9 protein-coding genes, 1 pseudogene and 1 riboswitch are annotated in these 12409 nt (G+C 73.1%); of the genes and pseudogenes, 8 read left to right on the top strand and 2 right to left on the bottom strand.

Features of this window, described 5'->3' with window-relative positions; all coding sequences use genetic code 11:
* The first annotated feature begins 92 nt into the window (after positions 1-92).
* The 5 genes and pseudogenes from ITJ54_RS08280 (at position 93) to ribH (ending at position 6197) form a co-directional block, all read left to right on the top strand.
* A complete protein-coding gene (locus ITJ54_RS08280; protein WP_323741643.1) occupies positions 93-1454 on the top strand; it encodes an alpha/beta hydrolase in 1362 nt (453 codons plus the stop codon).
* The gene (locus ITJ54_RS18275; protein WP_194627173.1) at positions 1451-4051 is read left to right on the top strand and encodes a bifunctional lysylphosphatidylglycerol flippase/synthetase MprF; all 2601 of its coding nucleotides are present in this window, start codon (positions 1451-1453) and stop codon (positions 4049-4051) included. The genes ITJ54_RS08280 and ITJ54_RS18275 overlap by 4 nt, the downstream gene beginning before the upstream one ends.
* 57 nt (positions 4052-4108) lie before the next feature.
* A riboswitch (FMN riboswitch) is annotated at positions 4109-4243 on the top strand.
* Between the two features lie 96 nt (positions 4244-4339).
* On the top strand, positions 4340-4981 hold the full coding sequence (locus tag ITJ54_RS08270) for a riboflavin synthase (RefSeq protein WP_194627172.1): 642 nt from the start codon (positions 4340-4342) through the stop codon (positions 4979-4981).
* A pseudogene (gene ribB, locus ITJ54_RS08265) lies at positions 4981-5676 on the top strand (3,4-dihydroxy-2-butanone-4-phosphate synthase); the annotation flags it as partial. The gene ITJ54_RS08270 and the pseudogene ribB, both read left to right, overlap by 1 nt.
* A gap of 41 nt (positions 5677-5717) precedes the next feature.
* The gene (gene ribH / locus ITJ54_RS08260; protein WP_194627169.1) at positions 5718-6197 is read left to right on the top strand and encodes a 6,7-dimethyl-8-ribityllumazine synthase; all 480 of its coding nucleotides are present in this window, start codon (positions 5718-5720) and stop codon (positions 6195-6197) included.
* A 63-nt stretch (positions 6198-6260) separates the two neighbouring features.
* Here the strand turns inward: ribH and ITJ54_RS08255 are convergent, their stop codons facing one another.
* Positions 6261-6431, bottom strand: coding sequence for a hypothetical protein (locus ITJ54_RS08255; RefSeq protein ID WP_194627167.1), 171 nt, complete (start codon positions 6429-6431; stop codon positions 6261-6263).
* A 66-nt stretch (positions 6432-6497) separates the two neighbouring features.
* Positions 6498-7046 (bottom strand): TetR/AcrR family transcriptional regulator, encoded by a 549-nt coding sequence (locus ITJ54_RS08250; protein ID WP_194627165.1) that lies wholly within the window; start codon positions 7044-7046, stop codon positions 6498-6500.
* A gap of 136 nt (positions 7047-7182) precedes the next feature.
* On the opposite strand from ITJ54_RS08250, the gene ITJ54_RS08245 reads away from it, so the two are divergent.
* The 3 genes from ITJ54_RS08245 to ITJ54_RS08235 all read left to right on the top strand — a co-directional run bounded on the left by ITJ54_RS08245 (position 7183) and on the right by ITJ54_RS08235 (position 11956).
* Positions 7183-9237, top strand: a complete 2055-nt coding sequence (locus tag ITJ54_RS08245; RefSeq protein WP_194627163.1) for an aldo/keto reductase — start codon at positions 7183-7185, stop codon at positions 9235-9237.
* Positions 9216-10238 (top strand): LacI family DNA-binding transcriptional regulator, encoded by a 1023-nt coding sequence (locus ITJ54_RS08240; protein ID WP_194627162.1) that lies wholly within the window; start codon positions 9216-9218, stop codon positions 10236-10238. The genes ITJ54_RS08245 and ITJ54_RS08240 overlap by 22 nt, the downstream gene beginning before the upstream one ends.
* A gap of 194 nt (positions 10239-10432) precedes the next feature.
* Positions 10433-11956 carry an MFS transporter gene (locus tag ITJ54_RS08235; RefSeq protein WP_194627160.1) on the top strand — a complete coding sequence of 508 codons (1524 nt, stop codon included), beginning with the start codon at positions 10433-10435 and terminating at the stop codon, positions 11954-11956.
* Positions 11957-12409 lie beyond the last annotated feature (453 nt).

Here is a 12409-nt window from a genome sequence, read left to right as displayed (position 1 = left end):
GACCGCCGACTGTGGGGCGATGATGTCGATGCTGTGAACAGTGGAAGCGCCGCAGCAGCCGCTCGGGAGCCAGCGGGCTGGACGATGGACCCGTGTTCACCGAACTGCTCCGCACTCCGATCGTGACCCCGGGGGTCCTGGTCCCCGTCGACGTCGTCGCCGGACTGCTGACCCTCTGGGCCCTCGTCGGCCCCCTCGGCCGACGCACCGCGCGGAGCGGTGGCCGGACCATCGTGAGCGGTCGCGGGCGACTCGCCGTGCGCTCAGGTGCGCTGCTCGTCGGAGCCGGGGCGGGCCTCCTGGCCGTCTGGTGGTTCGGCGACGTGCAGGACGACTTCGGCGTGGCCTTCACGCCGGTCACGCGGATGTGGGTCGCCTTCCTCGGCGCGACCGTGGCCCTGTGCATCGCCGTCCTGGTGCAGGGTGGCTGGGGCCGCAGGGGAGTGGCGATCGCCGCGCTCGCCGGCGTGGCGTTGGCCTCCGGACTCGGCATCAACGTCGACTTCGGTGCGTACCGGACCATCGAACAGGCGATCACGACCGACCCGTACCCGATGGGCTCGCTCGGGCACCAGCGTGCTGCCCCGGCGGACGCGCAGGTCGTCGACGCAGCCACCTGGACGGCCCCGGCATCGATGCCGGACCACGGCCGCACGATCTCCGTGCAGATCCCCGGCACGGTGTCCCACTTCCACGCGCGCCACGCGGTCGTGTGGCTGCCACCGGCAGCGCTCACCGCGCACCCGCCGACGCTGCCTGTGCTCGTCGCGCTGTCCGGGCAGCCCGGCCAGCCGTCCGACATGTTCCAGGCGGGCGAGCTCGGCGAGGACCTCGACACCTACGCCCGGGCCCACCACGGTCTGGCCCCGATCGTCGTCAGTCCCGACCAGCTCGGGGCGCCCAACCGGAACCCGATGTGCGTGGACTCCCGACGGCTCGGGCGGAGCGCGACCTACGTGATGACCGACACCGTCGACTGGATCCGGCAGCACCTCGACGTGGCCGCGGCCCCGAGCGCCTGGGGGATCACCGGGTTCTCGGAGGGGGCGACCTGCGCGATGCAGTTCTCCACGGCGCACCCCGAGGTGTTCGGCTCGGCGCTGGCCATCTCCAGCGAGCTCACCGTGAAGAACGGGTCGGAGGCGCACACGGTCAAGGTCGGGTTCGACGGCTCCCGGTCGGCGTACCAGGCCGCTGCCCCCGTCGCGGCCATGCGTCGGCACGCGCCGTACCGGCAGCACCTGACGGTCTTCGGGTTCGGCCAGGACGACGCGCCCTACCGGGCCTCCACCACCACGCTCCGCACCGCGGCGGAGCACGCGGGGATGCAGACGTCCCTGGTCGTCTCACCGGGGTCCGCCCACGACTGGAACACGGTGCGGTACGTGCTGACCCACGGGCTGCCCGAGGTCCTCACGCACCTCGGCCTGCCGGCACAGGGCGGTGCGCTGTGAGCGCCGCGCCGACGCCAGCGTCCGCGCCCCCGGCCACGTCCCGTCGTCGTCCGTCCTTCCGCGACGTCGTCCGCCGTCCGCTCCGCACCGCGCGTCGGGCGCCGGTGACGGCCACGATCGTCGTCCTGGTCCTCGCGACGTCGGTCATCGGGGTCCTGATGCGACTGACCCACGGAGGCGCAGCCGGCCACCACGGCCACGCAGCCACGCTCGGGGACGCCTTCGGTCCGGCGTCGTTCGGTCCGCTCCGCGTGTTCGTCGTCTCGACCGGCGTCGTCGCGCTCCTGCTCACCCTCGCCGGGGTCGTCGTGCTGGTCGGCGCAGCCGAGCGCCTGATGGGCTCGTGGCGCACGGCCGTCGCCTTCGTCGTGACGACCGTGGTCGGCACGGGGATCGGGGCGCTCAGCGCATTCGTCGACCTCGACGGCCGCAACGCCGGGGCGCTGATCGCCGGACGCGCGACGGCGTTCGACCCGTGGACCGCGATCGTCGGCACCATCGCGACCGCGAGCGCCTTCGCCGGTCCGCTCTGGCGTCGGCGCATCCGCGTGGGCACCCTGGCCGTGGTGGCCGCACTGTTCCTCTACGCGGGGCACGCGTCCGACCTCTACTCGGTGCTCGCCGCCGCGTCCGGGTGGGTGCTCGGCGAGACGCTGCGCAACGCCCCGAAGCGCGTCGGCTGGACCCGCAGCTCGCACCGGGAGACCCGCGTACTGCTCGGCACCGCGGTGCTCGTGTCGGCCGTGGGGCCGGTCATCGCGCTCGTGTCCCGCGCGCGGGTCGGGATCCTCGCGCCGATCGCCGCGGTCGTCGGTGCCGGTCCGGTCACCCCGGTCGCCGGCTGCCGCGCGGACGGGGTCGCGGGGCAGTGCCTCCGCGGGCTCCTGGCGTACCGGGCGACGGACCCGTGGACGCTGCTGCTCGCGGTCCCGCCGCTCCTCGTCCTGGTCGTGGGCGGGCTCGGGCTGTTCCGTGGCAGTCGGTTCGCGGTGTGGCTGGTCGTGGTCGTGGACCTGGTGACGGCGATCGCCGCCGCGGTCACGTACGGCCTGGTGCCCGGCCGGGTCGAGCGGCTGCACGGCCCCGAGGACCGGCTCATCGTCACGCTGTCCATCGTCGCGTCGATCGCGGTGCCGCTCGCGACGGCCGTCGTCCTGGTGCTGCTGCGTCGTTCGTTCACCGTGCTGCCCACCCGCCGACGCCTCGGCGGGTTCGGGATCGCCGTGCTCGGCACCGCCGTCGTGCTCGTCGTCGTGATGCTCGTCGTCGCCGACGCCTCCCCGGTCCGCATCGCCGAGCCCTGGCGGATCGTCGTTTCCGCGCTCGGCCCGCTCGCCCCGACGACGTTCTGGGAGCACCTGCCGCGGCTCGACCCCGGGCTCCGGCTGACCCTCGGGCTCGCCGGTCCGGTCCTGTGGCTCGTGGTCGCCGTCGCCGCCGTCCGCCCGACCGGAGCCGCGCCGACCGACACCGACCTCGACGGCAGCCGGGCCGCGCGGGAACAGGCAAGGGCGCTGCTCGTGGCCGGCGGTGGGGACACCTTCGGCTGGATGACGACCTGGCCGGGCAACGCCTACTGGTTCGCCGCGGACGGCCGTGCCGGCATCGCGTACCGGCGGAACGGCGGCGTCGCGGTGACGCTCGGCGGCCCGTTCGGACACCTGGACGCCCGCGGGGACGCGCTCACCGCCTTCGCCCGGTTCTGTGACGACAACGGCTGGACCCCGGTGCTGTACGGCGTCGACGAGACCGTCGCCGCACCGCTCCGTGCGCTCGGCTGGGGCACGCTGCCCGTCGCCGAGGACGCGGACTTCGACCCGCGGGACTGGACGACGAGCGGCAAGAAGAAGCAGGACGTCCGCACGTCCGTGAACAAGGCGGCGCGTGAGGGCATCACGGCGACGTGGTCCAGCTGGCAGGACCTGCCCACGGCCACGGTGCGGCAGATCGAGGCGATCTCCGAGGAGTGGGTCTCGGAGCGGGAGCTCCCGGAGATGGGCTTCACGCTCGGCGGCGTCGACGAGATGCGCGACCCGGCGGTCCGCACGCTCGTCGCGCAGGACGCCGAGGGCACCGTGCTCGCCGTGACGAGCTGGCTGCCCTCGTACGACCAGGGCCGCGTCGTCGGGTGGACGCTCGACGTGATGCGACGGACCAGCGCGGCGCCGAACGGCGTGATGGAGTTCCTCGTCGCGAGCGCTGCGGACCGGATGCGCGAGGACGGCGTCGCCCGCCTGAGCCTGTCGGCCGCTCCGCTCGCACAGGCGCCGGATGCAGCAAAGGCACCGGATGCCGCGAAGGCGCCGGGAGCCGCTCCGGCGCAGGGGGCCGCCTCGGCGCCGGGGTCGGCGTCGACGTCGTCGCCGGGCGAGGGCGTGCAGAACCTCCTCGAGCTCGTCGGCGGGGTGCTCGAACCGGTGTACGGGTTCCGGTCGCTGCTGAAGTTCAAGCTGAAGTTCGGGCCGGAGCTGCACCCCCTCGTCCTGGCCTACCCGGACCCGGTGGCGCTGCCGTCGATCGGCATCGCGGTCGTCCGCGCGTACCTGCCGGACCTGTCGCTCCGCCAGGCGGTGGCGCTGGCCCGCGGGCGCGGATGACCACGTGTGACCCCGCTGCCGCGCGCGTCAGGGGGCTGGGGTATCGTTCGGGGTACGCAAGCGCTCCGGGGTCGGTGCAAGTCCGAACCGGTGGTGACAGTCCACGAGCTGACGACGGGTGAACTCCCGACCGATGCTGACCCGGTGGGATTCCGGGACCGACGGTGAGAGTCCGGATGGTAGGCGCGCTGGCGGAGGACACGACCATGCCCACCACGCGGCGCGGACGCGACCTCCGCACTGCCGACGACCGTCGTGCACACCCGGAGTCCCGTTGAGAGGACACCAGTGTTCACCGGCATCATCGAGGAACTCGGCACCGTCACCGCCGTCGAGGCCCAGGGCGACTCCGTCGCGCTCACGATCCGCGGCCCGCTCGTGGTCTCGGACGCCCGACACGGCGACTCGATCGCGACGAGCGGTGTCTGCCTGACCGTCGTCGAGCAGACCACCGACACCTTCACCAGCTTCGTGATGAAGCAGACGCTCGACATGAGCGCGCACGGCTCGCTCCGCGTCGGCGACCCGGTGAACCTCGAGCGCGCAGCGTCCGTCGGCGACCGGCTCGGCGGGCACATCGTCCAGGGGCACGTCGACGGCACCGCGACCGTCCTCGAGACCGCGGACGGTGACGGCTGGCGCCGGGTCCGCTTCGCCCTGACGCCGGAGCTCAGCCCGCTCGTCGTCGACAAGGGCTCGGTCGCGCTCGACGGCGTCTCGCTCACCGTCAGCGCCGTCTCGCCGGAGTCCACCGACCCTGCTGCCGCCTGGTTCGAGGTCAGCCTCATCCCTGAGACCCTCGGCGCCACCACGCTCGGCGACCGGGTCCCCGGTGACCGCGTCAACGTCGAGACCGACGTCCTCGCGCGCCACGTCCGCCGGATGCTCCGGCTCGACGCCGGTGTGCGGTCCAGCCTGGAGGCCCGGTGATGGTCGTCGACGCATCGCACCACTCCGACGTGGCGGCGCCAGGGCACGTGGCCGGCGCCGCGCCGGTGGTCGCGCCCGCACGCGTGCCCGGCCTGTCCACCGTGGACGACGCCGTCGCCGCGATCGCGGCCGGCCGCCCGGTGATCGTCGCCGACGACGAGTCCCGCGAGAACGAGGGCGACGTCATCCTGTCCGCCGAGCTCGCGACACCGGAGTGGATCGCATGGACCGTGGCGCACTCGTCGGGCTTCATCTGCGCGCCGGTCAGCACCGAGATCGCCGACGCACTCGACCTGCCGCCGATGGTCGAGCACAACGAGGACGTCCGCGGCACCGCGTACACCGTGACCGTCGACGCCGCAGTCGGGGTCACGACCGGCATCAGCGCCCACGACCGCGCCCGGACACTGCGGGTCCTCGCCGACCCGACCTCGGTGCGGGACGACCTGCACCGCCCGGGCCACGTCGTGCCCCTGCGCGCCCGACCCGGCGGCGTCCGCGAGCGCTCCGGGCACACCGAAGCCGCGATCGACCTCGTCACCGCAGCAGGGCTGCGTCCGGCGGCGGCGATCTGCGAGATCGTCGACGAGGACGGCAGCATGATGCGGCTGCCGCGACTCGTCGAACTGGGGGCGCGCGAGGGCGTGCCCGTCATCACCATCGCTGCGCTGGCCGAGTGGCTCGACGCAGCCGACCGGGCGACGACCTCCGTCGCGCCCACGGAAGGAACCACACGATGAGCGGAGCAGGCGCGGCGGACCGCGACCAGGTCGACGGCAGCGGGATCCGGGTGGCGATCGTCGCCGGGCAGTGGCACGACACCATCGCGGCAGGACTCCTCGCCGGGGCCCAGCGCGAGGTCGAGCGGCTCGGTGCCGAGGCCACCGTCATCCCCGTCCCCGGCAGCTTCGAGCTGCCGGTCGTGGCGAAGGTCGCACTCGAGTCCGGCTTCGACGCCGCGGTCGCGCTCGGCGTGATCATCCGTGGCGGCACCCCGCACTTCGAGTACGTGTCCGACGCGGCGACGAGCGGTCTCACCCGCGTCGCGATCGACACCGGCAAGCCCGTCGGCTTCGGTGTGCTCACCCTCGACGACGAGCAGCAGGGGATCGACCGGGCGGGTCTGCCCGGATCGAAGGAGGACAAGGGCGCCGAGGCCGCCCACGCCGCCATCGCGACGGCCGTCGCCCTGCGGACCCTGCGCGTCCCCGCCTGATCGTTCCGGCAACGCAGAACGGCCCCGCACCGGTGAGGTGCGGGGCCGTTCTCGACGCTGGGACTACTTCTTGCCGAAGACGTGGATCGGCAGGAAGAAGGAGAGCGACATGAGCAGGACGCCCGCCATGAAGACGAAGGCCTGACCCGAGTTCACCTGGAACGCGACGCCGAACAGGTACATCGACACCAGCAGCAGCAGGATCGAGAAGAAAGCGGCGATGACGCGGCCCACAGGGTACCTCCGGAGGTCAGACGGGTGGAACACCCCAAGTCTATCCCCAGGGGCGCCCGCGCTGGTTCACGCAGCGGGCTTGGTGGACACCAGTCGGTCGACGACGCCGAGCAGTGGCTCCATGTCGACCGTCGCACGGTCGGGCCGGACGTCGCTCGCAGCGCCGAGTGACGCGGCGTGGTACAGCCCGTCGCCCATCAACTTGATCGCCTGCGCGGTGGGCGCGTCGCCGAGGGCCTCGACCAGGGTGGCGAGCCAGGCGTTCTCGGTCTCGTCGAGCGTGCGACCGGCTTCCGCGTACCCGGCCTGCTGCAGGCGGCTCGCGGCGAGGAGCGCCAGGTCGAGCTCGCTGCCGACGAACTGGCAGTTGCGGACGAAGTAGCGGGCGGGGCCGTCCTCGGCGACGCGCATCCGTTCCACGTCGGCCGTGGACAGGTCGACGAGCCGGTCGCAGAGCCCCTCGACCAGGGCGGCCTTCGAGCCGAAGTGGTAGAGCAGTCCGCCCTTGGACACCCCGGCGCGTGCGGCGACGGCGTCGAGTGTGGCGGGACGCTCGCCCTCCTCGCACACGATGGCGACGAAGCTGTCGAGGACACGGTCACGGGCACTGGCCATGGGGGAAGTCTAGGGAACCACGGGCTCGTACTGCTCCCACGACTCGATCGTGAACGCTCACGGCCCTTGATCCACGGGGAGGAACTGGCCTAGTGTCGTCCCGACCGTGAAGGTTCACGAGACGAACAGGATCCGCATGTCAGCGCAGACCGCGACCACCACCGGCACCACCCCGACCCCGTCCGGCGACACCCCCGGCTGGGCCGTCCTCGGCCCGGGCAGCATCGCCCGTCGGTTCCTCTCCCAGCTCCCGGCGAGTGCGTCGGGCGCCACGCTCGTCGCTGCGGGCAGCTCGTCGCTCGAGCGGGCGCAGGCGTTCGCCGAGGACGCCGCCGGCCACGGGTTCGCCGACGTCACGGCGACGACCTACGACGAGGTGCTCGCCGACCCGCGCGTCGACGCGGTCTACGTCTCGACCGTGCACACCGGCCACGCCCACCTGGTGCTGGCGGCGCTGCAGGCGGGCAAGGCCGTCCTGTGCGAGAAGCCCCTCGCGCCGAACCACGGCACCGCGATGGCCCTGGTCGACGCCGCCCGGGTCGCCGGGCTGCCCCTGGTCGAGGCCTACATGTACCGCTTCCACCCGCAGACCGCCGCACTGCTCGACCTCGTCCGCCAGGGCGCGGTCGGCGACGTCACCCACGTCGACGCGTCCTTCGCGTTCCGCGCGGGGGAGCGCACCGGCCGCCTGTTCGACGTCGACACCGCCGGGGGCGGCATCCTCGACGTCGGCGGGTACCCCGTCACGATGACCGCGGCGATCGTGCAGGCCGCCACGGGCACCGCCGTCGCGGAGCCGACCGAGCTCACCGCCACAGGCACCCTCGGCCCGACCGGCGTCGACGAGTGGACCACCGCCGACCTCACCTACCGCGGCCGTGCCGATCGCACGATCACGGCGAACGTCCGCACCGGGGTCCGCGTCGAGGACGACAACGCCGTCACCGTGTACGGCACGCGCGGCCGGATCACCCTGGCGGACCCGTGGACCCTCGGGGACGAACCCACCATCGTCGTCAGCACCGTCGACGACGACCCCCGCACGCTGTCCTTCGCCGGTGAGCACCCCTACGCCCGCGAAGCCGACGCCACCACCGACGCCCTCGCCGCCGGTCTGGGCCAGGCAGCGCAGATGACCCTCGACGAGTCGCTCGCCACCGCCCGCACGCTCGACCGCTGGCGCGCCGCGATCGAGCTGCGCTACCCGTTCGAGGCCGAGACCGCCGACATCCCGACCGTCAGCGGCCGGCCGCTCACCGTCGCGTCGGACACCACGATGCTGTACGGCGAGGTGCCGGGCGTCGGCAAGCGGATGTCCCGCCTGGTGATGGGCGTCGACAACCAGCCCGACCTGGCGCACGCCAGCGCGATCTTCGACCTGTTCGTCGAGCGCGGCGGCAACGTCTTCGACACCGGGTACATCTACGGCGGCGGCGTGCTCGAGGGCCGACTCGGCAAGTGGATCCAGAACCGCGGCATCCGCGACGACGTCGTCGTGATCACCAAGGGCGCCCACACCCCGTACTGCGACCCCGAGTCCCTGAGCCGCCAGCTGCTCGAGAGCCTGGAGCGCCAGGGCACCGACCACGCGGACATCTACATGATGCACCGCGACAACGAGGACGTCCCGGTGGGGGAGTTCGTCGACGTGCTCGACGAGCACCGTCGCGCCGGCCGCATCCGCGTGTACGGCGGGTCGAACTGGAGCCTGGCGCGCTTCGACGAGGCCAACGCCTACGCGGCGGCGAACGGCAAGCACGGGTTCGAGGTCCTCAGCAACCACTTCGGCCTCGCCGAGGCGTACGACGTGCCGTGGGAGGGCTGCCGCCACGTGACCGACGCCGCGTCGAAGGCCTGGCTCGAGGAGCGACAGGTCCCGCTGCTGCCCTGGTCGTCCCAGGCGCGCGGGTTCTTCACCGGTCGTGCGACCCCGGGGGACACCAGCGACGCCGAGCTCGTCCGCTGCTACTACAGCGACGACAACTTCGAGCGGCTCCGGCGCGCGACGGAGCTCGGCGAGCAGTTCGGCGTCCCTGCCACGGCGATCGCCCTGGCGTACGTCCTCAACCAGCCGTTCCCGACCTTCCCGCTCTTCGGACCGCGCACCATCGCCGAGGCCCGCTCCTCGATGACCGGCCTCTCCGTCGAGCTCACCCCGGAGCAGGTCGCGTGGCTGGACCTCCGCGCCTGAACGAGACGCCGCCGCCCCCCGCCGGCCGCGCGACGATCATCGACGTCGCCGCGGCCGCCGGGGTGTCCCGGCAGACGGTCACCCGGGCGATGAACGGCATGACCGGCATCAGCGCGTCTACCAAGGAGCGGGTCCTCCTGGCGGCCGAGGCCCTCGACTACCGACCGTCCCGCTTCGGCCGCGGGCTCGTCACCGGCGGCGACCACCAGCTCGGCCTGGTCGTCGACGACCTGCGGAACCCGTACTCGCCGGAGCTCGCCGCCGCGGTGCTCGGGCTGGCCGCCGACCGCGGGTGGAACGTGATGCTCGCGGACGTCGGGCTCGCGAGCGACCCGTCCCGCATGGTGCAGGCCCTCGGCGTCCAGACCGACGTCGTCATCGGGTACCTCGGGCTGCGCGCCGCGGAGTGGATCGAGCAGCTCGGCTCGGTGCCGGTCGTCGAGCTCGACCCCGCCGGCCCGGTCACGCGGGCGGCGGTCCGCATCGACCCCACCGAGGCCATCGACGCGCTCGCCGACCACCTCGTCGCCACGGGCGTCAAGCACCCCGTGGTCCTCGACGCCTCGTCCGACGGGGCGCCGACCCACCGCGGCACGCTGATGGCCGACGCGCTGCGCCGACGCGGGTACCTGCCCGAACTCGTCCACGGCGGGGCCCCGACCGCTGCTGCCGGTGCCGAGGCCACGGAACACCTGCTCGGCAGCCACCGCCGGCTCGACGCCGTGCTCGCCTTCAACGACGTGACCGCGCTGGGCGTGCTCTCGGCGTGCCGTCGCGCGGGCGTCGACGTGCCGGGTGACGTCCGCGTGGTCGGCGTGGACGGCCTGCCGCTCGGCGGCCTCGTCGCGCCGACCCTCACGACGCTCGCGGTCGACCTCGACGCGGTCGCGCAGCAGGCGCTCGACCTGGCGCTCGGCATGCTCGCGGGGGACCTGCCGCGGCAGGGCCCGGCGGTGCAGCGCACCGTGCGCCACCGCCTCCTGGTGCGCGAGTCGGCCTGACGGCTCGGCCGGGCAGTGGTCCGGACCACCGCCGGACTGGAGGCTCGGCGCACGACCGCGGAGGAGCCTCCCTCCCGACGTTGGTTGCATTTGCAACCACAACCGTCCAGACGGTACAGTAGACGGAGTCCTGCCGGGCCGCGTGACGACTTCCGCGCCCGTTGCACCTCCCTCGAAGTCCTCGGAGCACCACCATGTCCGCACTCCTCACCAGTCCCGTCGCCACGCGTGTCACCGCGAGCCGCGCACGACGGTTCCTGGCGCTCGCGGTCCTGATGCTGCCTGTCCTGCTCATCTCGGTCGACAACACGATCCTGAGCTTCGCGCTGCCGTCCATCGCCCGCGCGCTGAACCCCGACGCCACCACGCAGCTCTGGATCGTCGACGCCTACCCGCTCGTGCTGGCCGGGCTGCTCGTCGTGATGGGCAGTATCGGTGACCGCATCGGACGCCGCCGCATCCTGGTGGTCGGCGCGACCGGGTTCGCCGCGATGTCCGTCGCGGCCGCCTTCGCCACCGACGCCTGGATGCTCGTCGCCGCCCGCGTGGCGATGGGCGTGTTCGGCGCGATGCTCATGCCGGCCACGCTCTCGATCATCCGCAACGTGTTCCCGGACGCGGGGGAGCGGCGGATGGCCCTCGCCGTCTGGTCGACGATGTTCGCCGCGGGGAACGCCCTCGGCCCGCTCGTCGGCGGCGCGCTCCTGGCGCACTTCCACTGGGGCAGCGTGTTCCTCGTCGCGGTGCCGATCCTCGTCGTGATGCTCGCGGCCGTGCCGTTCTGCGTGCCGGAGTCCCGCGACCGCAACCCCGGCCCGGTCGACGTCGTGAGCATGCTGCTCTCGCTCGGCACGCTGGCGCCGGTCGCGTGGGCGATCAAGTCGATCGTGCACCCCGAGGAGCGCGGCCTCGCCATCGCCATGGTGGCCGTCGGTGTCCTCTGCGGCATCACCTTCGTCCGCCGGCAGCTCCGCACGCGCACCCCGATGCTCGACCTCCGGCTGTTCCGCAGCACGGCGTTCACGGGCAGCGTGCTGATGAACATGGCGGCGATGTTCTCGCTGACCGGGTTCCTGTTCTTCATCGCCCAGCACCTGCAGCTCGTGGCCGGGCTCGACCCCTTCGCGTCCGGCATCGTCCTGATCCCCGGCTCCGTGCTGACCATCGTCGCGGGCATCGTCGCCGTGCCGATCGTCGCCCGGGTCGCACCGCGGTGGGTCGTCAGCGTCGCCCTGCTGTTCTCCGCCGCCGCGTACGGCCTGGTCGCGGTGCTCGGACACCACGCGTCGATCGCCGCACTGGCCTTCGCCTTCGTGCTGCTCGGCATCGGGATCGGCGCGTCCGAGACCGTCACGAATGACCTGATCATCTCCACCGCGCCGGCGGACAAGGCCGGTGCTGCCTCTGCGGTGTCCGAGACCGCCTACGAGATCGGTGCCGTGCTGGGGACCGCGATCCTCGGGACGATCCTGGCCACGGCGTACCGCGCGCACGTCATGGTGCCGGACGGGCTCTCCTCGACGTCGCACACCGCGGCGCAGGAGACCCTCGGCGGCGCGGTGTCGGCGGCGAACGAACTCGGCGGGACCGCGGGGCAGGTGCTCCTCGAGTCGGCGCGGGCCGCGTTCGACTCCGGCGTGACGATCACGGCCGGTGTCGCCGCGGTGCTCATGGTCGTCGCTGCCGCGGGTGCGGTCGTCATGCTCCGTCGCCGCTGACCCCGCCCCGCGACCGTCCGCCCGACTCGGCCAGCCGGCGATCGGCGGTTGGGGCGTCGGTTCCAGATCGGTCGCCCGACTCCGGGAGCTGGCCATCGGCGGTCGGGGTGTCGGTTCCTGTTCCGGTTGATGACGAATCTGGTTCGCGGAAGTCGGGTGTCGGGTACTGCATCCGTCACGGCGCAGATCGAAGTCCGGCGCCCGTGCGTCGTCACGCTGCCGCCCGGGTGCTCCGCCACGCCCCGCGCTCCCGACCCGCGCGTCCGACCAGCCAGCCCGACCTGCTCCCGCCGACCAGCCGTCGCAGCCCTGCACGGGGAGCCGGCCGCCGGCGGTCGGGGCGTTGGTTCCCGTTCCAGTCGATGACGAATCTGGTTCACGGACGTCGGGCATCGCGTACCGGATCCGTCACCGCGCAGATCGAACTCCGGGAGCCGTGCCTCGTCACGCTGC

The organism is Curtobacterium sp. VKM Ac-2865, assembly GCF_015350905.1.
Lineage (GTDB): Bacteria > Actinomycetota > Actinomycetes > Actinomycetales > Microbacteriaceae > Curtobacterium.
Note: the sequence above shows the minus strand (reverse complement) of the source record. Positions and strands in the feature narration are given on the sequence as shown.